The sequence below is a fragment of the Prosthecodimorpha staleyi genome, assembly GCF_018729455.1.
Classification (GTDB): domain Bacteria; phylum Pseudomonadota; class Alphaproteobacteria; order Rhizobiales; family Ancalomicrobiaceae; genus Prosthecodimorpha; species Prosthecodimorpha staleyi.
This window is the reverse complement of the sequence record NZ_JAHHZF010000009.1, coordinates 185,598-207,904: the sequence shown is the minus strand read 5'-3', so window position 1 is coordinate 207,904 and position 22,307 is coordinate 185,598. Positions and strand designations below refer to the sequence as shown.

Sequence of the window (22,307 nt, the reverse complement as noted above, 5' to 3'; positions counted from 1 at the left end):
CTGTCAGGTGAGGCGAAGGCGCGGATCGAGCGCGAAGGAGATCAGGTCGACGACCAGATGGACGGCGAGCGAGAGCGCTGCGGTGACGACGACGAAGCCGAGCGCGGCGTTGATGTCGGCGTTGAGCACGGCGGAGACGGCGTATTGCCCGGCCCCGCCCCAGGAGAAGACGACCTCGATCAGCACGGCGCCGCCGAGCAGCGTGCCGTAGAGCGTGCCGACCACGGTGACGACGGACGGCAGCGCGTTGCGCAGCACATGCGCCGAGACGCGGGCGTTCGACAGGCCCTTGGCGTCGGCGAAGCGGACGAAGTCGCTGTCCTGCAGCCGCTCCACGGTGGTGCGCGTCATCTTCAGGATCGGCACCGCGCTGGTCAGCCCGAGCGTCGCGACCGGCAGCGCCAGTTGGCCGAGCGCGGCGAGCGCCGTGGCGCCATCGCCGGCGAGGAGCGCGTCGATGAGATACGACCCGGTGATCCGGTCCGGCGGCAGGACGGCGAAGTCGAGCCGGCCGAGCGGCGGCGGTGCCCAGCCGAGGAGCGTGTAGAAGACGTAGATCAGCAGGAGCGCGATCCAGAAATCCGGCATCGCGCCGGCGCCGAGCCCGTAGCCGTCGGCCAACCGCGCGACGCGGCCATGGGCGTTGCGCCCGGCGGCGAGGCCGAGCGGCACGCCGATGGCGAGCGCCAGCGCGAGGCCGAGCGTGACCAGTTCGAGCGTCGCCGGGATGCGGATCGCCAGATCGGTCAGGACCGGGTTGGTGGTCTGCCAGGAGCGGCCGAGATCGCCATGGGCGAGACGGACCAGATACTCCCAGAGCTGCACCGGCAGCGGCTGGTCGAGGCCGAGTTCGGCGCGCAGCTTCGCGATCGCCTCGGTGGTCGCCAGCGGCCCGAGCATCATCGGGGCCGGGTCGCCGGGGATCAGTTTCAGAAGCAGGAAGCTGACCAGCACCACGCCGAGAAGCTGCGGCACGAAGGCGATCAGCCGGAACAGGATCGGTCCGAGCGCGGTCATGGCGTCGCGGCTCCGGGCCTGGCATCGGCGGACGGCCGGGATCGGCGCGCGGCGACGAAGGCGGCCCACTCGCGCCGGGAGGTACGCGTGCGTTCGCGTGGATTGCACCAGGCCTCGATGCTGGCGCCGACGGCGCTGAAGCCGAAGATGGTCAGGGCCAGCGCCAGGCCGGGAAACACCGACGGCCACCATTGCCCGGTGATCACGTTCTGAAAGCCGTTGGCGATCATGCCGCCCCATTCGGGGGTCGGCGCCCGCACGCCGGCGCCGATGAAGCTGAGGCCCGCGGTCAGCAGCACCGCGGCGCCGATGCCGCCGGCGATCTGGGCGAGCAGCACCGCGAGCGCATTGGGCACGACATGGCGGGCGAGCGCATAGGCATCGCCCGCTCCGGCGAGCATCGCTGCCTCGAAATAGGGTTGCGTGCGGATGGTCAGCGTCTGCGTCCGCATCAGGCGCAGATAGACCGGGATGTTGACGATGCCGATCGCCAGCACGATCGAGGTCACGCCCTGGCCGAGCACCGCGACCAGGACCAGCGCCAGCGCGAAGACCGGGAAGGCCTGGACCACGTCGGACAGGCGCATCGCCAGGATGGCGACGAGGCCCTTGAGGCCCGGCCGTCCGTCCCACAGGCCCAGAACCGCGCCGAGGAGACCGCCGACGAGCGCGGCGAGCAGGGTCGAGAACAGCGCGATGGCGAGATCGACCCGCGGGGCATGGAGAACCCGGCTGAAGATGTCGAGGCCGGCCGTGTCGGTGCCCATCGGATAGGCGAGGCTCGGGGCGACCAGATAGACGCCGGCATTGGCGTCGACCGGCGAGCGCAGCGGCAGGAACGGCGCCACGAGGGCCATCGCCACGACCGCGCCGACGATCAGATAGCCGGCCAGGAAGACCGGCCGGCGGCGGACGAAGGTGAGGAAGTCCGCGCCGGCCTCCGCCGGCGCGGGATCATGGGAGGGCGGAACAGGCCCCGGTTCAGCCACGCGCGAAATCCTGGAAGGAGAGGCGGTTGGAGGTGTAGTAGACGAGACCCTTGATGTCCTTGGCATGGGCCAGCTGGTAGCCCGAATAGGCGATCATCGCCCAGGGCGCATCGCGCATGATCACCTCCTGCGCCTTGGTGACCGCGGCCATGCGATCGGCCTCGACCAGCGTCGACAGGCTCTGGTCGATCAGCGCATCGGCTTCCGGGCTGACATAGTTGGCGAAGTCGACGAAGGACGTGGACTTGAAATAGAGGTTCAGCGAGAAGCCCGGATCGGGCGTCCAGGGCGCGTCGAGGCTGAAGATCATCGGCTCGGTGCGCTTGGTCAGGCTGTCGAAGAAGGTGCCGGCCGGCAGCTTCTTCAGTTCGAGCTTGATGCCGATCTCCTTCAGCGCGGTCTGGTACATGATCGCGATCGGCTCCTCGATCGGGTTGCCGGCATTGTAGGCCAGCACCGTGGAGAAGCCGTCCGGCAGGCCCGCCTCCTTGAGGAGCGCGCGCGCCTTGGCGATGTCGGTGTCGTAGTTGAAGAACTTGTCGGTCGCACCCGGATAGAAGGGCGGCATCAGACCGGTCTGCTTGACGCCGAAGCCCTGCAGGATCGTGGCGATGATCGCATCGCGCGGCATGGCATAGTTCATCGCCTGCCGGATCTTGGCATTGTCGAAGGGCTTGAACTTGTTGTTCAGGATGATCCACAGCATCTGCGAGGCATCAACGGTGGTCAGCGTCGCCTTCGGATCGCCCGCCAGGCTCTTCATCTCGGTCGGCGAGAGATACTGGGCGATGTCGACGGCCCCGCCCTTGAGCAGCGACAGCCGCGTCGCCGAGGCCGGCACCTCGCGGAAGATCACGGTCTCGAAATAGGGCTTCGGGCCGTAATAGTCCGGCCGGGCGGTGGCGACGAGCTGCTGGCCGCGCGTGATCTCCTTCAGCGCGTAGGGGCCGAAGCCGGCGACGTTGGTGTCGAGATACTTGCGCGCCCACGGATCGTCGGCGGTCGCCATCTCCTTGCACTTCTTGGCGTCGAAGATTGGATTGGCGAGGTGGCCGCAGACGATCATCAGGATCGGGTTCGGCTTGTCGATGTTGAACGAGACCGTGTGGTCGCCCTCGACCTTGACCTGGTCCTTGGAGGCGAGGCCCATCACGCCGGTCATGAAGGCGCCGGCGCCCTTGACCTCGAACTTGCGGTCGAAGGTGTATTTCACGTCCGCCGCCGTCAGCGGATTGCCGTGATTGCTGGTCACGCCCTTGCGCAGATGGAAGCGCGCGGTCTTGCCGTCGGCGGAGAATTCCCACTTCTCCGCCAGCTTGCCGCGCAGATTGTAGCCGCCCGGCTTGGACTTGTCGGCGGCGAGATTCTCCCGCAGCACGCCCGGCGCCTTCGGGTCGGGGATCGTGTCGAACTCGATCAGGTAGTCGTAGAAGGCCCCGACGGTGTCGATGGTTCCGAGGCTCAGGGAATTCTCGACATCGAGGCTGAGCGGGGTCGCGGGCGCGGCGATGGCCAGCGTCTTGGCGCGCGTTTGCGCCATCGCAGAACCGAGGCCGCCGGGCAGCAGCAGGGCTGCGCCGGCGGCGGCGCCGGATTGCATCAGGCTCCGCCGCGACATTGCTGGCATCCAACCGACTTTCGACATGGCACCCTCCTGGCCGACATTCTGGTTCACGAGACATTCCTGTCAATCAAGTTCCATGCCAAACCCGGGTCACGGCGACAGGCCGAGCCTTTCTGCGCCGGACCGAGAACCGGACGGAACCGGGCCGCGCGGCGCCGATGCAAGCTGCATGATTTATGATCATGTTTCTTGTGCGACGCGCCGATCCTTTGGGCAGCGGCGGGCTCCGACACCGGGGTGGGTAAAAACGCGGCAAACGCCGTCGCAATGGCCATTGACAGGCCCGAACGGTCCCGACTAGGCTCAAACAACATACAGTATACAGTTAGCCGGCGAGGCCAGAATGACCCTCGGTAGCGCAGCCCCCGTCGAGAGCATCGGCCGCCGCGACAGTCTCGCCGAGCAGGTCTATGCCGATCTCCTGACCCGGCTGCGGCACGGCCGGGTCGCCCCCGACCAGCGGCTGGTCGACGTCGAACTCGCCCGCGGCTACGGCCTGTCGCGCATGCCGGTGCGCGACGCGCTGCTGCGTCTGGTCGCCGAGGGCTATCTCGTCGGCACGACGCGCGGCTTCAAGGTGCCGGCGCTGGCGTCCCAGGACGTACGCGACATCTTCGAGATCCGCCGCCTGCTGGAGCCGCAGGCCGCCGCCTCCGCGGCCGGCGCCATGTCGGACGAGGCACTCGAAGCGCTCGGCGCCGCGCACGCCGAATGCCGGCGCGCCCACGGCACCGACGATATCGACGCCATGATCGTCTCCAACATGGCCTTCCGCGCCGCCTGGCTCGGCCGGGTCGCGAACCGCCGGCTGGCGGAGACCATCTTCCGCTTCGTCGATCACGTGCAGGCCGTCCGCCTCGCCACGCTGCGCCATCGCGATACGCGGGCGATCGTGGTCGACGGCCTCGGGCACCTGCGCGCCGCCTTCCAGGCGCGGGATCCGGAGCTGGCCGCAGCCTGCATGGGCCGGTTCGTCGACGATGCCCAAGCCGCCTTCTTCCGCGCCGCCGGGGTCGAGGGGCCCCACGACGGGCCGGCACACTCATGAACTCCGTCGAAACAAGAGGGGCGCCGTGAACAAGCCGCATCCGCTCAAGGGACCGAACACATTCAAGCTCGGCGTCTTTTCCGCCAATGCCGACGGCGGTCTGGCGATCACCGATGTGCCGGAACGCTGGAGAGCGGGCTGGGACGACAATCTGACCGCCGTCGGCATCGCCGACCGCGCCGGCCTGGAATTCTTCCTGCCGATCGCGCGCTGGAAGGGCTTCGGCGGCAAGAACCGAGTGCGCGAATGGTCTTTCGAGACCTTCACCTGGGCGGCGGGCCTGGCGGCCTCGACCGAGCGGATCGGCCTGTTCATGACCGTCCATGTACCGATCGTGCATCCGGTCTATGCCGCCAAGGCACTCGCCACCGTCGACCACATCTCCGGCGGCCGCGCCGGCCTCAACATCGTCTGCGGCTGGAACCCGTCCGAATTCGGCATGTTCGGCATCGAACTCGGCGGCGACGGCTATGCCCGCGCCGGCGAGTGGATCGAGATCATCGAGCGCTGCTACGGCACCGCGCAGCCCTTCGACTTCGACGGCCAGTTCTACAAACTGAAGCAGGTCGTCTCGCGCCCGGCCAGCCTCCAGGTGCCCCGCCCGGTGACCATGAACGCCGCCTTCGGCCCGCCCGGCCGCGACTATGCCGCCCGCCACTGCGACTATCTGTTCTCGACCTTCACCGACATCGAGGATGGCGGCCGGCATGTCGCCGACATGCGCGAGCGTTCGAAGGCCTATCAGCGCGAGGTCGGCGTCTACACGGTCTGCCACGTCGTCGCCCGCGAGACGCAGAAGGAGGCCGAGGACTATTACGAGCGCTATGCCGTCGCCGAGGCCGACCATGCCGCCGTCGACCAGCATATGAGCCAGAAGGTCGAATTCGCCAATTCGCACGACCGGCACGCCTTCGACCTCTACCGCAAACGCTTCGCCGGCGGCGCCGGCTCCTATCCGCTGGTCGGCACGCCGGAATTCATCGTCGACGAGATGCTGAAGATCTCGCGCGCGGGCTATGCCGGCGCGGCGCTGACCTTCGTCAACTACGCCTACGAACTGCCCTTCTTCTGCGACCGCGTCCTGCCTCTGATGAAGCAGGCCGGTCTGCGCGTGGCGTGAGGAGAGGCCGATGACCGCCCTGCCCCGCGTCGCCGGCCGGACCTCTGGAAGCGCCCGCTTCAAGCTCGGCATGCGCTCCCTGGTCGGCGGCGTGACGGTCATCGGCGCCCACGGCCCCGACGGACATCCGGTCGGGCTGACCGCGACGGCGGTCTCCTCGCTGACCGCCGATCCGCCGTCCCTGCTCGTCTGCGTCAACCGGCAGAGCACGATCGCCGCCGCCCTGGTCATGGGGGCCGCCTTCTCGGTCAACGTGCTGACCGAGGCGCAGACGGAGGTCGCGCAGGCCTTCGGCGGCCAGCGTCCGGTGCGCGGCACGAGCCGTTTCGCCTTCGGCAACTGGCTGCGCTCCGCCGACAGCGAGGTGCCGCTGCTGCACGGCTGCCGGGTCGCCTTCGAATGCGTGGTCGCCGACCTGCACGACTGGGCGACCCACCACATCGTCGTCGGCACCGTCGCCGACATCCACTTCTTCGATGCCGAGGCCGGCCCCCTCGCCTATGCGGACGGCGAGTACAAGGTCATCCGCCCGCTCACGCCAGAGACCTGAACCGATGTTCGATCCGAAGCGACCGACGCTGAAGACCATGATCGCCTCCGGACGCTGCATCGGTGCGGCGTGGTTTTCGCTCGGTTCGGCCGCGCTGGTCGAACTGGCGCTGAAGAGCGAGCCGGATTGCATCGTCATCGACATGCAGCATGGTTTGTGGGACCGGCGCGAGTTGGAGGCGGTGATCGGCATGGTGCCGAGCCGGATTCCCGTGATCGTTCGGGTCGCGGAGAATTCCGCCCTGGCGATCGGCACGGCGCTCGATGCCGGTGCCGAGGGCGTGATCGTGCCGCTGGTCGAATCCGCCAAGGAGGCGCGCGCGGCCGTCCGCCACGCGCTCTATCCGCCGCACGGCAACCGCTCCGGCGGCGGCATCCGGCCTCTGAAGGACTTCCAGTCCTATGTCGCCGGGGCCGACGGCATCGCCGTGATCGTGATGATCGAGACCGAGAAAGGCCTCGCGGCGGCCGAGGACATCATCGCGGTCGACGGCATCGACATGGTGTTCATCGGCACCGGCGACCTGTCGCTGTCGCTCGGCGCCTTCCCGGTCCACCGTCACGACCACACGGTCGCCTGCGCGGACATCCACAAGGCCTGCCGGGCCGGCTACATGCCGTGCGGCATCTTCACCGGCCGGCCGGAATTCGCCGCGATCGCGCGCGGCCAGGGCTACCGGCTGGTGACCATCGCCAACGACATCGACATGGTCCAGCGCAGCTTCGTCGAGGCGGCCAAACGCTTCCGCGACCCGCCGGCGCCGGCCGTCACGCAGGTCTCCGCCGCCGGAACCGCCAGCCTGCCGGCCGGTTCCGGTCCGGCGCTGGAAAACAAGCGGAAGGGCGACGCATGAGCGCGACACAGAGCTTCAAGGACCGTCTGACCCTGGACGAGGAGACAGGCGCCTGGTGGGATCAGAGCCGCCGCTATCTCTTGATCCGTCCGGACGCTCTGATGGGCATCTTCCGCGAGCTTCCCGCCGACCGGCGCGCCGAGGCTTTCGCGGCGCTCGCCCGCTCGATCACCCGCCAGGGCGCCGACAGTGCGCGCGCCTATCGGGCGATGGGCGGCGAAGGCGCCGGACTGCTCGACATCGTCGCGTCGACCGCGCCGCAACTGGGCTGGGGCCGCTGGCAGTTCACGCTCGAACCTGGGATCCTGCGGCTGACCGTCGCCAACAGCCCGTTCGCGGCCGGCTACGGCCCGTCGGACGAGCCGGTCTGCCATCCGATCAAGGGCATGATGGCGGCGGTCGGCGAGATGGTGCTCGGTCGGCCCGTCACGGTCGTCGAGACGGCTTGTGCGGCGATGGGGGCATCGGACTGCAGGTTCGAGGCCCGGCCGGCCGACGGGCCGGCGGCGCAATAGCGGCATTCACAGCGGAGGGTTCGACATGGGCAAGAGCAGCCTCGAGAAACTGGCCAGGGACATCGCCAAGCGCAGGATCCGGGTGATCGACCTGACGCAATTGCTGAAGCCCTCGACGCCGGTGATCCAGCTTCCGCCCAATTTCGCGCCGTCGGCGCCGTTCTCGATCTCCGAGATCTCGCGCTACGACGAACGCGGACCGGCCTGGTACTGGAACAACATCGCCTGCGGCGAGCATACCGGCACCCATTTCGACGCGCCGATCCACTGGATTTCCGGCCGCCACCTGACCGACGGCGCGACCCACACGATCGACCCGCAGCGCTTCATCGCGCCGGCCTGCGTGCTCGACTTCTCGGCCGAATGCGCCCGCGACGAGCGCTTTCTGGTCACGCCGAAGCACATCAAGGCCTGGGAGAAGAAACACGGCGAGATCCCGGCGGGATCCTGGGTGCTGATGCGCTCCGACTGGTCGAAGCGCTCCGACCCGGCCGCCTTCCTGAACATGAAGGAAGACGGCCCGCATGTGCCCGGCCCGGGGCCGGATGCCGTGCGCTACCTGATCGAGGAACGGGATGTGCATGGCTGGGGCGTGGAGGCGGTCGGGACGGATGCCGGTCAGGCCTTCGCCTTCGAGCCGCCCTTCCCGGCGCATGCGCTGATGCATGGGGCGAACAAGTTCGGCCTCGCCAGCCTGTGCAACCTGGACCAGCTGCCGGCGACCGGCGCGGTGCTGATCACGGCGCCACTCAAGATCGAGAACGGATCCGGCAGCCCGCTGCGCGTGCTGGCGCTGGTCGACGACCGGGACGAAGACTGAGATCGACGGTTACGCATCGAGGACGAGGGGATCGAGCCATGAGCATCACCAGGAGAACATTCGCCAAATCCGCGCTGGCTCTGGCCGGTGTCGGCATCGTTCGGCCGGCCCGCGCCGCCGAGGTCACGCTGAACGCCGTGCATTTCACGCCGGCGCAGGTGAGCTATGCCCGCAGCTTCCTGGCCTTCGTCGCCAAGCTGAACGAGCGCGGCAAGGGCGTGGTCCAGATCAAGGTCCGCGGCGGCCCGGAAATCCTGCCGCTCGGCCAGCTCGGCGACGCGCAGAAGTCGGGCCTGGTCGACATGATCAACTGCCCGGCCGGCCCCTATCTGAACCTCGTTCCCGAGGGCGAGGTGTTCTCGGCCACGTCGAAGACCCCGGCGGAACTCAGGGCCAATGGCGGCTTCGCGCTGATCAACGAGATCTACGGCAAGAAGGGCAATGCCTTCGTGCTCGCCCATGTTGACGGCGGCGCCGGCTTCCACATCTTCACCGTCGATGAACCCGCCCGGACAGCGGACGGATCGATCGACTTCTCCAAGCTGAAGATCCGCAGCTCCGCGCTCTACCGCGACTTCCTGGAAAAGCTCGGCGCCAGCGTCGTGGTCCAGGGCCCCGGCGAGGTCTACACCTCGCTCGAACGCGGTCTCGTCAACGCCAACGCCTATTCGGTCGCCGGCTATGCCGGCTTCGGCTGGAACAAGTTCACCAAGTTCCGGATCGATCCGAGTTTCTTCCAGACCGACGTGCTGATCTCGATCAACAAGGCGAAGTGGGACTCGCTGCCCGCGGAGGCCAAGACGATCCTGCAGACGGTGGCGATCGAGCACGAGGCGGAGAGCATCGCCGCCAGCCTGAAGACCACCGCCGACGAGGGCAAGGCCCTGATCGACGGCGGCATGAAGGTCGTCGCCATGCCGGAGGCGCAGAAGACGCTGTTCCTGGACACTGCCACTCAGGCCAGCTGGTCCCGGCTTGAAAAGCGCGATCCGTCCAATATCGCGGCGCTGCGCGCGAAGTTCGGCTGATCGGCCGGGCACGGACGGCTTGCCGTCCGTGCCGCCCCTCGACACCGCCACCGCCATTTGCCGTTGTCGACTGGACGCCTCCGGCGAGGCGCTCAGCGCGCGCCCATGCCGTTTCCGGAGGATGCGTTGCAGAAACTCTTCGACTTGAGCGGTCTGGCCGCTTCGCTTCTGGCCCACGCGACCCGCGTGATCCTCGGCGTCATCGTGCTGCTGGTCCTCTACGACGTGGCCGCGCGCAATCTGGCCCGACCGATCGCCTGGAGCGCCTCGGTGATCGAGATCCTTCTGATCTACGTCGCCTTCCTGCCGATGCCGGCGCTGGTCCGCCAGAAAGGGCATGTCTGCGCCGACTTCCTGCGCCACGCCCTGCCGGACGCGGCCCGGCGCGGTGCCGAGAAGCTGGTCTGCCTGCTGTGCATCGGCATCTGCGCCTATCTGGGCCTGATCGCCTTCCAGCTGCTCGTCGAGAACATCCGCTCAGGCGACTACGACGTGCGCTCCTTCGACGTGCCGCGCTGGGCGATCTACCTGCCGATGGTGATCGGCCTCTGGCTCTCGGTGATCGAGTTCCTCCGCTTTCTGACCGGCGCAGACTCCCTCTACGCCATCGACGCGCGCGACATCGAGGGGTTCTGAGCCATGGAATGGTATGTCGCCCTCGCCGTGATGATCGGCTTGATCCTGACCCTGATGGGCTTCGGCGTGCCGGTCGCCTTCGCCTTCTTCGCGACCAACATCGTGTCGATCTTCCTGTTCATGGGCGGCGGCCTCGGCATCCGCCAGATGGTCGCCAATTTCGGCGAGGCGGTCTCGATCTACGCCCTGACGCCGCTGCCGCTGTTCCTGATCATGGGCAGCCTGTTCTTCCGCTCCGGCCTCGGCGACAACGTCTTCCACGCCGTCGACCTGTGCATCGGCCGGGTCCGGGCGCGGCTCTCCTATATCGTCGTGCTGTCCGGCGCGGTCTTCGCGGCGCTTTCGGGATCGAGCATCGCCAATACCGGCATGATGGGCTCCGCCATGGTGCCGGAGATGCTGAAGCGGGGCTACAAGCCGCATATGAGCTTCGGCCCGATCCTCGGCGCCGGCGGGCTGGCGGTGATCATCCCGCCCTCCTCGCTCGCGGTGCTGCTCGGTTCGCTCGCCCAGATCGATGTCGGCGCCCTGCTGATCGCCGGCTTCCTGCCCGGCATCCTGCTCACCGTCATGTACATGGCGCTGATCACCGCGCAGGTGACGATCGACCCGGACGCCGCGCCGAACTACGACGCCCCGGTCGCCACGACGGCGGAGAAGCTCCGCGCCATCGTGGCGAACGTCATCCCGATGGGCGTCATCGTGCTGATGGTGATCGGCTCGATCATCGCCGGCATCGCCTCGCCGACCGAGTCCGCTGCGCTCGGCTGTCTCGGCGTGCTCGGTCTCCTGCTCGGCTACCGGCGCTTCTCGTGGGGTGTCATCTGGAAGGCGCTCGACGACGCCATGAAGGTCTCCGGCATGACCTTCCTGATCATCGCCGCCTCCACGACCTTCGCCCAGGCGCTCGCCTTCTCGGGCGCCTCGAACGGCATGATCCAGTGGTTCCTGTCCTTCGACCTGCCGCCGATGTCGATGCTGTTCGTGATGATCGGCATCATCCTGATCCTCGGCATGTTCATGGATCAGCTGTCGATGATGCTGATCACGCTGCCGGTCTTCATCCCGATCGCCAACCAGTTCGGCTTCGACCTTGTCTGGTTCGGCCTGCTGCTGCTCCTGTCCTACGAAGTCGGCTTCACCACGCCGCCCTTCGGCCTCCTGCTGTTCATCATGCTCGGCGTGGCGCCTCCGGGCACGACCCTCAAGACGGTCGCGTTCGCCGCCCTGCCCTACATCCTGTGCACCATGCTGCTGATCGTCCTGATCGCGTTTTTCCCGGCGATCGCGCTCTTCCTGCCGCGGCTGCTGTGATCGGAGTGCCATCCATGACCCAGGACACGGCCGCCACCCTGGCCGCCCTCGCCGCCGCCCTGCCGACCGGCATCCTGTCGACCGGCGCGGCGATCGGCGAAGCGCACTGGCACGACTGGAGCGACCAGGATCCGGTGCCGCCGCTGGCGCTCGTCCGGCCGCGCTCGACGGCGGAAGTCTCCGCCGCGCTCGTCGCGCTCGGACGGCTCGGCCTCGCCGTGGTGCCCCAGGGCGGGTTGACGGGCCTCGCCGGCGGTGCCCATCCGTCGGCCGGGGCCGTCGCGCTGTCGCTCGAACGCATGAACGGCATCGCGGCGATCGACGAGATCGGGCTGACCATGACGGTCGAGGCCGGTACCCCGCTCGCCGCCGTGCAGGCCGCTGCCGACGCCGTCGGGCTGCAATATCCGGTCGATCTCGGCGCGCGCGGGTCCTGCACGATTGGCGGCAATCTCTCGACCAATGCCGGCGGCGTCCGGGTGATCCGCTATGGCATGACGCGGGAGAACGTGCTCGGCCTGGAATTCGTGCTGGCCGACGGCACCATCGTCGATGCCCTCAACACCATGATCAAGAACAATGCCGGCTACGACCTGAAGCAGTTGCTGATCGGCGCCGAGGGCACGCTCGGGATCATCACGCGGGCGGTGCTCCGGCTGCAGCCGAAGCCGACGACGGTCGCCACCGCGCTTTGCGCCCTGCCGGATTTCGACGCCGTGACGGCGCTTCTGAAGCAGCTTCGCCGCAGCCTTGGCCCCGCCCTGACAGTGTTCGAGGGGATGTGGCCGAGCTTCCACGACTTCATGGCCGACAATCTGGCCCTGGCGCGCAAGCCCTTCGCCCGGCAGCACGGCGCCTATGTGCTGGTCGAGGCGAGCGGGTTCGGCGACGCGAGCATCCAGGAGCGGCTGGAAATCGTGCTCGCCGATCTGATCGAGAGCGGCATCCTGGAGGACGTGGTGATCGCGGCCTCCGAACGCGACGCGCGCGATCTGTGGACCGTGCGCGAGAGCGTTTCCGAATATGGCCGCGTCCTCGGCCGCATCCTCGGCTACGACCTGGGAGTGCCGATCCATGCCATGGGCGCGCTGGTCGCGGCCCTGGAGACCGAGATCCCGGCACGCTTCCCGGATGCCAGGACGCTCTGCTACGGCCATGTCGGCGACGGCAATCTGCATGTCGTGGTCAACGTGCCGTCCGCAGGCCTGCACCAGCCGCACGACGAGGTCGATGCGATCGTCTTCGCCCTGACCGGGCGCTTCGGCGGCACCATTTCGGCCGAGCACGGCATCGGCACGCTCAAGAAGCCCTACCTGCATCTCGCCCGCTCGCCGGAAGCGCTCGACGTGATGCGCCGGATCAAGCGCGCCCTCGACCCGGCCACGATCCTCAATCCGGGCAAGCTGCTGCCCGATCCGTAGGCACTGCCGGCTTCCGCGGTTCCGCCGGGGATAATGGCGGGGATCACCTCGGGCTCCCCAGGGCGAGCGGCGCCGTCTCGGGGTGACGGACGCTACTCCCAGAAGTCCCGCGCCGGCGCCGGCAGGCGGGTCAGGACATGCTCGAAGGCTCCGGCCTCGACATGACGGCGCAGCACGCTCGCAACGTCGCGGATCGCCGTATCGGGCGAGAAATTGTGATCGGCCCGCAGTGCCTTGACCTCCTCGGTCATGGCCGTGCGGTCCCAAATGGTGGATCGGGGCTCGTCCGGATCCCAGTCCTGCACGAACAGGGCGCGCACCATCGCCGGCAGGATTTGCGCGAAGACGATCGCCTCCCTGAGGGTCAGTCGCCGCCGGAAGCAGATCAGCACCGCCTGGATGGTCGTGTAGGCCTGGTTCCGCGTCGTCAGGCCGGTCGCCTCGACCACCTCCGTCAGAACCTGGTCGAAGTCCTGGGCGGCAAGACGGTAGTCCATCGGCATGGGCATGGGTGGACGGACCAATGAGGGTTTGACCAGAGACTTGAAGACCGGCCGGTCATGCCACGGCTTGTCCCTGCGATCCATCGGAAGCCCCCTCGCCGGCCGAAAAGGTGGGCCGGGACACGGACCCGGCCATGTCAGGCGCGCGGGTCATGGCCGGCCCGGTCCGGCGTCAGCCGGCGTGGCCCGGGACAATCCAGGGCGCCTCGGTGCGGCGGGTGCGGGCGAAGGCGGCGATCTCGGCGGCGTGGCGCTGCGCCAGGTCGATGTCGTCCCAGCCGTTGAGGAGCTGCAGGCGGCGCACCGGATCGATCGCGAAGGCGATCGCGTGGTCGCCGACGGCGATCGATTGCGCCGCAAGATCGACCAGCACGACGCACTCCGGCGCGGCCTCGACCGCGGCCAGCAGGCCTTCGGCGTCGTCCTCCGTCACGGTCGCCGGCAGGAGGCCGTTCTTGACCGCATTCGAGGCGAAGATGTCGCCGAAGGACGGCGCGATCACGCAGCCGATGCCGTAGTCGACCAGGGCATAGACGGCGGCCTCGCGCGACGAGCCGGTGCCGAAATTGCGCCGCGCGACCAGGATGCGGGCACCGGCGCGGTGCGGATCGTCGAGCACGAAGCCCGGCACCGGCGTGCCGTCCGGGCCGAAGCGCAGGTCGTGCAGCAGGAAGTTTCCATAGCCGGCACTGCGCGGGCGGCTCATGAAGCGCGCCGGGATCAGCTGGTCGGTGTCGACATTGGCGAGGCCGAGCGGACAGGCACGCGCCTCCAGGCGGGTGAAGGGCTGCATGTCAGGCCTCGCGATCGGGTTCGGTCAGCCGGCGGACGTCGGTCAGCCGGCCGGTCACCGCCGCGGCCGCCACCATGGCGGGCGACATCAGATGCGTCCGCGAGCCCGGTCCCTGGCGGCCGCGGAAATTGCGGTTGGTGGTCGAGGCGCAACGCTCGCCGGCGGGCACGATGTCGCCGTTCATGCCGACGCACATCGAGCAGCCGGGATCGGCCCAGGTCAGCCCGGCCTCGATGAAGATGCGGTCGAGCCCCTCGGCCTCGGCGGCGCGCTTGACCGCGAGCGAGCCCGGCGCGACCAGCCCGGGCACGACCGCCCGCCGTCCCTTCAGCACCGCGGCGGCGGCGCGCAGATCGTCCAGCCGGCCATTGGTGCAGGAGCCGATAAAGACCCGGTCGACCGTGATCGCGTCGAGCCGCATGCCGGGCGTCAGGCCCATATAGTCGAGCGCCGCCGCCACCGTCGCGGCCCGGGCCGGATCGCCGGCTTGCGGCGACGGCGCCGTACCGGTCACCGGCAGCGCCTCCTCCGGGCTGGTCCCCCAGGTCACGGTCGGCGCAACCGCGGCTGCATCGAGGCGAACGTCACGGTCGAACACGGCGTCGGGATCACTCGCTAGACCACGCCACTCAGCGACGGCGCGCTCGAACACTTCTCCGGCCGGCGCCAGCGGCCTGCCGTGCAGATAGGCGAAGGTCGTCTCGTCCGGTGCCACCATGGCGCAGCGCGCACCGGCCTCGATCGACATGTTGCAGAGCGTCAGCCGCCCCTCCATCGACAAGGCCCGGATCGCCGCGCCCTGATACTCGACCGCATGGCCGCGCGCGCCATCCGCCCCAATCGCGGCGATGACATGGAGTGCCAGATCCTTGGCGCCGACATGGGCACCGAGTTGGCCGTCGACGGTGATCCGCATCCGCTTTGGCTTCCTCTGCCACAGCGTCTGGGTCATCAGCACATGGGCGACCTCCGAGGCACCGATACCGAACGCATAGGCACCGAAGGCACCGTGGGTCGAGGTGTGGCTGTCGCCGCAGACGATCAGCAGGCCCGGCAGGGTCAGGCCCTGCTCGGGACCGACCACATGCACGATGCCCTGGCCCGGATCGTCCAGGCCGAACAGGCGGAAGCCGTGGCGCGCGGCATTGTCGGAAAGCCGGGCGACCATGCCGGCGATCTCCGGATCGGCGATCACCGGCCGGCCGCGGGTCGGCACATAGTGGTCGGCGACGCCGAAGGTCAGTGCCGGTTCGGCGACGGTCGCACCGCGCTGGTCGAGCGTGCGGAAGGCGTGGTGCGAACCCTCGTGGACGAAGTGGCGGTCGACCCACAGCAGGCTCTCGCCGTCCTCGCGGGTGAGGATGACATGGGCGTCCCACAGCTTGTCGAACAGGGTCCGCGCGCCGGTCATGCGGCTTCCACCTCGGCCAGCATGGCGGCGATCGTGGTGACGCGGGCGACCGGCCTCAGCGCCTCGATCGCGGTGCGGTGCGTCTCGACCGAGAAGGCGGCGCAGCCGTCCTCGAGCACGGTCGCGTCGATGTCGCGGACATGGGCGTCGCGCACCGTGGAGGCGACACCGCCATTGGTGACGATGCCGCCGACGATCAGGCGGGTGATGCCGAGCTTGCGCAGGACCCATTCCAGCCGGGTCATGTAGAAGGCCGAATAGGCCAGTTTCTCGATCACCACATCGACCGGCTGTAGTGCATCGACCGTGGCGTTGCCCCAGGAGCCGGGCGCGAAGTCGCCCCGGCCGAGGAAGGGCCGCAGCGCCTTCAGATGCGGCGAGATGATCGGCTCGCCGCCGCGCCCCGGCACCAGCGTGAACTGGGTGGCGATGACCAGCCCGCCCTTCGCGCGGACGGCTTCCGCCAGCGGCTTCAGCCGCCCCGGCAGCGCGGCGATCTCGGGCGCCGACTGGCCGGCCCGGCCATAGGCGCCGTTCGGGTCGAGGAAGTCGTTCTGCAGGTCGACGGTCAGCAGCGCCGTCGCGGCCATGTCGAGGGGGCTGTGGGCCATGTCAGGTCCGCTCCACGATCAGGTTGCCGAAGGGATCGACCCGGGCGACGAGGCCCGGATCGACCACGGTCGTGGCGTCGGGCTGCTCCAGGATGGCCGGGCCGGCGATCTCGGCGCCGACCGGCAATGCCAGCCGGTCCCAGATGGTTGCGTCGTGCCAGCCGCCGTCGAACCAGACCGGCCGGGTGCCGCGGCGGGCGGCCTCCAGCGAGGCGTCGGGTGCGGGCGCCAGCGCCATCAGGTCGAAGGCCGGCCGGCGCCCGATCGCGGCGGTGCGCAGGTTGACGATGCGCACCGGGATGCCGGGCAGGAGCCGCGAGAAGGCCTGCGAATAGGCGGCCTCAAAGGCGGTCCGCACGATCGCCTCGGTGACGCCGGTGGTCTCAACACCGGTCGCCCCGCCGTCCAGTGTGACCGGCAGCGGGACCGCGACGGTGTGGGTCTGGCCCTGGTAGTGCATGTCGAGTTCGTAGACCACGTCGACCGCTTCGACGGCGAGCCCGGCCCCGGCGACGACCGCGCGCGCCTCGCCGCCGGCCTCGACCATGCGCGCATCGAGCCGCGCCGCATCGAGCCCGTCGAGCGACAGGTTCACGGTGGCGACCTGGTCGTGGCGGATGTCGGCGATGATGCAACCGAGCGCCGAGGTGATGCCGGGATAGCGCGGCACCAGCGCGCCTTTCAGTCCGACATCGCGGATCAGCGCCCCGACATGCAGCGCCCCGCCGCCGCCGAAGGGCACGGCGGTGAAGCGGGTCGGGTCGTGGCCGCGTTCGATCGAGACCAGCCGGATCGCGCCGGCCATCTTGGCATTGGCGACCCGCACCACCGCTTCCGCGGCGGCCTCCGGCGAGAGCCCGAGCGGTTCGCCGATGGCGGTGGCGAGCGCCACGCGGGCGGCCTCGACATCGAGCCGCGCCAGCTTGCCGCCGATCGGCCGGTCGGCATTGATCCGGCCGAGCACCAGATTGGCGTCGGTCAGGGTCGGACGCGTGTTGCCCTGGCCGTAGGCGACCGGGCCGGGCCGCGAGCCGGCGCTTTCCGGACCGACCGCGATCAGCCCGCCGGCATCGACATGGGCGATCGAACCGCCGCCGGCGCCGATCGTGGTGATCTCGATCATCGGCGTGCGCACGACGAGGCCGAAATCGATCACCGTCTGGGCGGCCAGCGCCGCCTTGCCGCCGGCGACCAGCGACACGTCGAAGGAGGTGCCACCGAGATCGGCCGTGACGATGTCGGCGTATCCGGCCGCCCCGGCGATCGCCGCGGCCGCGATCACGCCGGCCGCCGGACCCGACAGGGCGGTGCGCACCGGCAGCCGCCGGGCGGTCGCCGTCGACATCACGCCGCCGTTCGACTGCACGATGTGGAACGAGCCGGCGAAGCCCCCGGCCGCAAGGGCCTCGTCGAGCTTGCCCAGATAGCTGGCGACGACCGGCTGCAGATAGGCGTTGAGGGTCGTCGTCGAGGTCCGCTCGAACTCGCGGATCTCGGGCAGGACTTGCGCCGAATGGGCGATATGGGCATTCGGCCAGACCGCGCGGGCCGCCTCGAAGGCGGCGCGTTCGTTGGCCGGGTTGGCATAGGCGTTGACGAAGACGATGGCGAGCGCCTCGGCGCCCCGCGCCAGCAATGCGGCCGCTGCCGCCCGCACGGCGTCGAGATCGACGGCGAGGCGCACGGTGCCGTCGGCGAGCGTGCGCTCGGGCACCTCCAGGCGCATGTCGCGCGGCACGACCGGCTCGAAATCGCCCCACAGGCCCCAGGTGTGCGGCCGGTCGCGGCGGCGCATCTCCAGCGCGTCGCGGAAGCCCGGCGTGGTGATGATGCCGACCCGGGCGCCCTTGCGCTCCAGGAGCGCGTTAGTGCCGACCGTGGTGCCGTGCACGATCGCGTCGAGATCGGCGACCGGCCCGAGCCGGGTCAGCCCGTCCATGAAGCCGACCGCCTCGTCGCCCCGGTTCGACGGCGCCTTGGCGGTCCGGAAGGTGCGGCTCTCCTCGTCGAAATAGGCGAGATCCGTGAAGGTGCCGCCGACATCGACCCCGACGATCCTGGTCATGCCGACCTCCCGGCGCGCAGCGCCGCCGTTTCCGCGACATCGATCGCGCCGTCCGCCGCGACGGCGACGCCGTAGTCGGCCGCCGCCTTCGCGACCGAGACGAAGCCGCGGCGGACATCGCGCGCGACCGCCTCCGGATCGCGCCGCCGGGGATCGCCCCAGCCGCCGCCCCCGGGCGTCTCCAGCCGCAGACGTTCGCCGGCCTTGAGCCGCACGCCGGTCACCTTGGAGGCCATCGGCGGTTCCTTGGGGCCGTCGGGACTGTCGTAGACGAAGCGGTTCAGGGCCGCCGGATGGCCGCCGGCGACGCCGAACGGCGCGTAGCGGCCGCGCTCGCCGAGAAGCGACACGTCGGCTCCGTCCGGCGCCAGCACCTCAAGCGCATAGACGGCGCCGAGGCCGCCGCGATGCAGGCCGGGACCGGCGCTGTCGGGCCGCAGGCCCCATTCGGTGAACATCACGGGATGCGCCGCCTCCAGGATCTCTGCCGGCGGCATGGTGGCGGTGGAGATCGGGTTGTTGGCGTGGTTGAGGCCGTCGGAGGCCGGATTGCCGCCGAGCCCGCCGCCGAAGAACGAGAAGAGGACGAAGCGCTCGCCGGTCGCGCGGTGGCCGGCGACCGAGAGCGCGTTGATGGTGCCGAAGGGCGCGGCCGTGGCGCGGGCCGGATCGGCTGCGGCGAGCGCGCCGAAGACGACGCCGATCATGCGCAGGATGGTTTCCGTGTAGCCGGCCACCGGGCGCGGCGCCGAGACGCCCAGGAAGGTCGTCTCGGGAATGACGAAGCGGATCGGATCGAGGCAGCCCGCATTGGCCGGCACGCCGGTGAAGACATGCTTCAGGGCCACGTAGCAGGCCGCGACCGCCGTCGAGCGGGCGATGTTGACCGGCCCCCGGCAGGGCGGCGAGGAACGCGAGAAGTCGAGCGTCAGCGTCTCGCCCGCGACCGTCAGGTCGAGCGCGATGGTCAGCGGCTCGTCGACGATGCCGTCATTGTCGAGATGGTCGACGAAGCTGTAGGTGCCGTCCGGCAGCGCGCGGATATTCTCGCGCATCAGCGCGGCGGCGCGCGCCGAGGCCGCGTCCAAGGCGGCGGTGACGGTCGCCTCGCCGTACTCGTCGATCAGCGCATGGAAGCGGCGCTCGCCGAGATCGAGGGCGTTGAGCTGGCCGTTGAGATCGCCCCAGTTGGAGCGCGGCAGGCGCGAATTGGCCTGCAGCACGTCGACGATGTCCTGCTGCAGCACGCCGGCCCGGAACAGCTTCACGGGCGGGATCAGCACGCCCTCCTGGAAGCACTCGGTCGCCTGCGGATTGTAGCCGCCCGGCACGTTGCCGCCGATGTCGAGCCAGTGGCCGACCGAGGCGAGCCAGGCGAACAGTCGCCCGCCGCGCATGAGCGGGCGGACCAGCCGGAAGTCGTTGAGATGCGTGCCGCCGGCATAGGGGTCGTTGAAGATGAAGGTGTCGCCGGCCTCCAGCCCCGCGCCGGCCGCGACCTTGTCGATCACCGCCTTCACGGCGAAGGCCATCGCGCCGACGAAGATCGGCAGGCCCTTGGAACCCTGCACCAGCGTCGCGCCGGTCTCGGCGTGATAGAGCCCGTGGCAGGCGTCGCGTGCCTCGGCGATGATCGGGTTGAAGGCGGAACGGTAGAGGGTCGCGTCCATCTCGTCGGCGACCTGCTCCAGGCGGCCGGTCAGGATCGAGAAGACGACCGGATCGAGGCCGGCTGCGGTCGGGGCGGTCATGCGTCGCCTTCGTAGTGCTTGCCGAGAGCCAGGATCTCGGGCGTACCGATCACGGCATTGAGGGTATCGAAGTCGAACATCCGGTTGCGGAAGGCGTCCGAGCCGCCGTCGCGCAGCAGCGTCGCGTAGAAGTCCTCGGCCGCCCGGGCCACGGCGCGCACGACGCCGCCGGGGAAGATCACCAGCGCGAAGCCGAGCGCCTCCAGTTCGGCGGCCGCCATCATCGGGGTGCGCCCACCCTCGACCATGTTGGCCATCAGCGGCAGCCGGCCGCCGAGCGCCTCGGCGATCGCGGCCAACTGCTCACGCGAGCCCGGCGCCTCGACGAAGAGCGCATCGGCTCCGGCCTCGGCATAGCGCCCGGCCCGCTCGATCGCCGCCGCGAAGCCTTCCACCGCAATCGCGTCGGTGCGGGCGATGACGAGGGTTTCGGCGCTGTGGCGCGCGTCGGCGGCCGCGGCGATCTTGCCGACCATCTCGGCCGTGGTGACAAGGCGCTTCTCGGCCAGATGGCCGCAGCGCTTGGGGTAGCTCTGGTCCTCGATCTGGAGCGCATTGGCGCCGGCGCGCTCGAACAGGCGCATGGTCCGCTGCATGTTGAGCGCGTTGCCGTGGCCGTTGTCGGCATCGACGATCAGCGGCGTGGCAACCCGGTCGCGGATCACCAGGACCGTGTCGGCGACCTCGGTCATCGCGGCCAGCCCGATATCCGGCTGGCCGAGCCGCGTATAGGAGATCGCCGCGCCGGAGACGTAGAGCGCCTCGGCGCCGGCCTTCACGGCCAGGAGTGCGGTCAGAGGGTCGTAGACGCCCGGCGCCAGCAGGATCGGCTTGGCCGCGAGGCGGGCCTTCAACGATTGGGTCATTTCATGTCGATCAGTTCGAGGATGCCGCCGAGCGAGGCGGCTTTGTCGAGGCCCAGGACCGCCCGGGCGACAGCACCGGCGGCTTCGGTGCCGATGGCCGGTGCCGCCACCTCCATGAACTTCGCCTCGACCTCGGCGGCGTCGTAGGGGTCTTCGGTATCGCCCTTGTTGGTCAGCGCCTCGGCCGTGAAGACCCGGCCGTCGGTCAGCGAAACCGTCACCCGGGCGGGCCGCAGGCCGGGCAGCATCGCGGTCAGGGCCGGATCCTCGTCGACGCGGACCCGCCGCGCCAGCGCCCGCGTGACGGCATCGGCACGGGCCGGGTCGCGGAAGGCGTCGAGCGTGGCGGCGCCATGAACGATGAAGGTGGCGAGCGAAAAGGGCATGGAGAATTTCGCCGCCAGCATGCTGGCCGGCTCCGAATGGTCGAGCTGGGCGGCCCAGACATAGGTCTTGACCTCGATGGCGCGGATCGCCTCGGGATCGAGCCGGCCGCCGGCCTCCGCGACGATGCGCGCCAGGGCATCGAGGGCGCCGTGATTGTAGCGGCAGGCGGCATGGCGCTTGAAATAGTTGCGCGCGATCTCCCAGCGCGTTCCCAGTTCGCGCACCATCTCCTCGGGCCGCCAGTCCTCCGCGGCGATGCCGCCATAGACCGATCCGACGCCGTCCACCTCGCCGGTGAAGCCGGACCGGACCAGATCGTGGGCCATGATGCCGAGCATGTTGGAGAAGCCCGCATAGGTGTTGCGCACGGTCGCGCCCTCGAGCATCGTCCGGCGGCTGGTGGTCAGGCCGAGCGACGAGGCGACGTTGATCGTCTCGGCGATCTCGGTCGCGCTCGCGCCGCGCAGGCGCGCCACCGCCAGCGCCGCCCCGACCGTGCCCCAGGTCCCGTGCGGATGCATGGTGACCCGCAGCTTCGAGGCGATGCCGATCCGTGCGCCGATCTCGTAGCCGAGTGCCGTCGCCAGGATCGCGGTCGCACCCGTCACCTTGCGGTCGGCGGCCAGCGCCAGGACGGCAGGCACGACATGGATGCCGGGGTGGCCGCGGGCATATTGATTGCCCTCGTCGATCTCCAGCATGGTCCCGGCCGTGCCGCCGAGAAACGCACGCAACAGCTTCGAGCCCGACCGGCCGGTTCGGCCCAGCCGACGCTCCGCCTCGGCGACCTCCGGCTCCCGGCGTCCGGCCAGCATCGCGCCGATGCAGTCGAGAATGACCAGCCGGGTCCGCGCGACGACCTCCTCGGGCAGGTCCTCGTAGCGCGTGCGGCGGGCAAAGCGGGCGAAGGTGGTCAGCCAGCCGGGCGTCAGCCCGGTGACCAGGACGGAAGCCGGGACAACCCCCGGCGTGGTGATGGCCATCG

Annotated in this window: 21 protein-coding genes; 10 read left to right on the top strand and 11 right to left on the bottom strand. The window is 69.6% G+C overall.

The window, feature by feature from the left end; genetic code table 11:
* Window positions 1-3: 3 nt before the first annotated feature.
* Genes KL771_RS18880 through KL771_RS18870 form a run of 3 tightly spaced genes read right to left on the bottom strand, consistent with a single transcriptional unit; the run spans window position 4 to window position 3,651 of the window.
* A complete protein-coding gene (locus KL771_RS18880) occupies window positions 4-1,017 on the bottom strand; it encodes an ABC transporter permease (RefSeq protein ID WP_261970071.1) in 1,014 nt (337 codons plus the stop codon).
* Complete coding sequence (locus tag KL771_RS18875; protein ID WP_261970070.1) at window positions 1,014-2,006, bottom strand: ABC transporter permease; 993 nt, start codon at window positions 2,004-2,006, stop codon at window positions 1,014-1,016. The genes KL771_RS18880 and KL771_RS18875 overlap by 4 nt, the downstream gene beginning before the upstream one ends.
* On the bottom strand, window positions 1,999-3,651 hold the full coding sequence (locus KL771_RS18870) for an ABC transporter substrate-binding protein (RefSeq protein WP_261970069.1): 1,653 nt from the start codon (window positions 3,649-3,651) through the stop codon (window positions 1,999-2,001). The genes KL771_RS18875 and KL771_RS18870 overlap by 8 nt, the downstream gene beginning before the upstream one ends.
* 322 nt (window positions 3,652-3,973) lie before the next feature.
* Here KL771_RS18870 and KL771_RS18865 point away from each other — a divergent pair, with 322 nt between their 5' ends.
* From KL771_RS18865 to KL771_RS18820, 10 genes are all read left to right on the top strand, one after another.
* Complete coding sequence (locus tag KL771_RS18865) at window positions 3,974-4,678, top strand: GntR family transcriptional regulator (RefSeq protein ID WP_261970068.1); 705 nt, start codon at window positions 3,974-3,976, stop codon at window positions 4,676-4,678.
* Window positions 4,679-4,703: 25 nt separating this feature from the next.
* Window positions 4,704-5,798 carry an LLM class flavin-dependent oxidoreductase gene (locus KL771_RS18860; RefSeq protein ID WP_261970067.1) on the top strand — a complete coding sequence of 365 codons (1,095 nt, stop codon included), beginning with the start codon at window positions 4,704-4,706 and terminating at the stop codon, window positions 5,796-5,798.
* A 10-nt stretch (window positions 5,799-5,808) separates the two neighbouring features.
* Window positions 5,809-6,348, top strand: a complete 540-nt coding sequence (locus KL771_RS18855; RefSeq protein WP_261970066.1) for a flavin reductase family protein — start codon at window positions 5,809-5,811, stop codon at window positions 6,346-6,348.
* Between the two features lie 4 nt (window positions 6,349-6,352).
* A complete protein-coding gene (locus KL771_RS18850; RefSeq protein WP_261970065.1) occupies window positions 6,353-7,201 on the top strand; it encodes an HpcH/HpaI aldolase family protein in 849 nt (282 codons plus the stop codon).
* Complete coding sequence (locus KL771_RS18845; protein WP_261970064.1) at window positions 7,198-7,716, top strand: 4-vinyl reductase; 519 nt, start codon at window positions 7,198-7,200, stop codon at window positions 7,714-7,716. Before KL771_RS18850 ends, KL771_RS18845 begins: the two co-directional genes overlap by 4 nt.
* Before the next feature lie 25 nt (window positions 7,717-7,741).
* A complete protein-coding gene (locus KL771_RS18840) occupies window positions 7,742-8,536 on the top strand; it encodes a cyclase family protein (protein WP_261970063.1) in 795 nt (264 codons plus the stop codon).
* A 38-nt stretch (window positions 8,537-8,574) separates the two neighbouring features.
* On the top strand, window positions 8,575-9,564 hold the full coding sequence (dctP, locus tag KL771_RS18835; protein ID WP_261970062.1) for a TRAP transporter substrate-binding protein DctP: 990 nt from the start codon (window positions 8,575-8,577) through the stop codon (window positions 9,562-9,564).
* 126 nt (window positions 9,565-9,690) lie between these two features.
* Window positions 9,691-10,200 (top strand): TRAP transporter small permease, encoded by a 510-nt coding sequence (locus KL771_RS18830; protein ID WP_261970061.1) that lies wholly within the window; start codon window positions 9,691-9,693, stop codon window positions 10,198-10,200.
* A gap of 3 nt (window positions 10,201-10,203) precedes the next feature.
* Entirely contained in the window at window positions 10,204-11,514 is a 1,311-nt protein-coding gene (locus tag KL771_RS18825) for a TRAP transporter large permease (protein WP_261970060.1), read from the top strand.
* Window positions 11,515-11,528: 14 nt separating this feature from the next.
* On the top strand, window positions 11,529-12,935 hold the full coding sequence (locus KL771_RS18820; protein WP_261970059.1) for an FAD-binding oxidoreductase: 1,407 nt from the start codon (window positions 11,529-11,531) through the stop codon (window positions 12,933-12,935).
* A gap of 92 nt (window positions 12,936-13,027) precedes the next feature.
* Here the strand turns inward: KL771_RS18820 and KL771_RS18815 are convergent, their stop codons facing one another.
* The 8 genes from KL771_RS18815 to KL771_RS18780 form a co-directional block, all read right to left on the bottom strand.
* Complete coding sequence (locus tag KL771_RS18815; RefSeq protein WP_261970058.1) at window positions 13,028-13,444, bottom strand: DUF2267 domain-containing protein; 417 nt, start codon at window positions 13,442-13,444, stop codon at window positions 13,028-13,030.
* 166 nt (window positions 13,445-13,610) lie between these two features.
* Window positions 13,611-14,231 carry a 3-isopropylmalate dehydratase small subunit gene (gene leuD / locus KL771_RS18810; RefSeq protein ID WP_261970057.1) on the bottom strand — a complete coding sequence of 207 codons (621 nt, stop codon included), beginning with the start codon at window positions 14,229-14,231 and terminating at the stop codon, window positions 13,611-13,613.
* Window position 14,232: 1 nt separating this feature from the next.
* Entirely contained in the window at window positions 14,233-15,642 is a 1,410-nt protein-coding gene (gene leuC / locus KL771_RS18805) for a 3-isopropylmalate dehydratase large subunit (protein WP_261970056.1), read from the bottom strand.
* Window positions 15,639-16,253, bottom strand: a complete 615-nt coding sequence (locus KL771_RS18800) for a cysteine hydrolase family protein (protein WP_261970055.1) — start codon at window positions 16,251-16,253, stop codon at window positions 15,639-15,641. The genes leuC and KL771_RS18800 overlap by 4 nt, the downstream gene beginning before the upstream one ends.
* Before the next feature lies 1 nt (window position 16,254).
* Window positions 16,255-18,318 carry a hydantoinase/oxoprolinase family protein gene (locus tag KL771_RS18795; RefSeq protein WP_261970054.1) on the bottom strand — a complete coding sequence of 688 codons (2,064 nt, stop codon included), beginning with the start codon at window positions 18,316-18,318 and terminating at the stop codon, window positions 16,255-16,257.
* Window positions 18,315-20,069, bottom strand: a complete 1,755-nt coding sequence (locus tag KL771_RS18790; RefSeq protein ID WP_261970053.1) for a hydantoinase B/oxoprolinase family protein — start codon at window positions 20,067-20,069, stop codon at window positions 18,315-18,317. Before KL771_RS18790 ends, KL771_RS18795 begins: the two co-directional genes overlap by 4 nt.
* Entirely contained in the window at window positions 20,066-20,935 is an 870-nt protein-coding gene (locus tag KL771_RS18785) for an isocitrate lyase/PEP mutase family protein (protein WP_261970052.1), read from the bottom strand. Before KL771_RS18785 ends, KL771_RS18790 begins: the two co-directional genes overlap by 4 nt.
* Window positions 20,932-22,305, bottom strand: a complete 1,374-nt coding sequence (locus KL771_RS18780) for an MmgE/PrpD family protein (protein ID WP_261970051.1) — start codon at window positions 22,303-22,305, stop codon at window positions 20,932-20,934. The genes KL771_RS18785 and KL771_RS18780 overlap by 4 nt, the downstream gene beginning before the upstream one ends.
* Window positions 22,306-22,307: the final 2 nt, after the last annotated feature.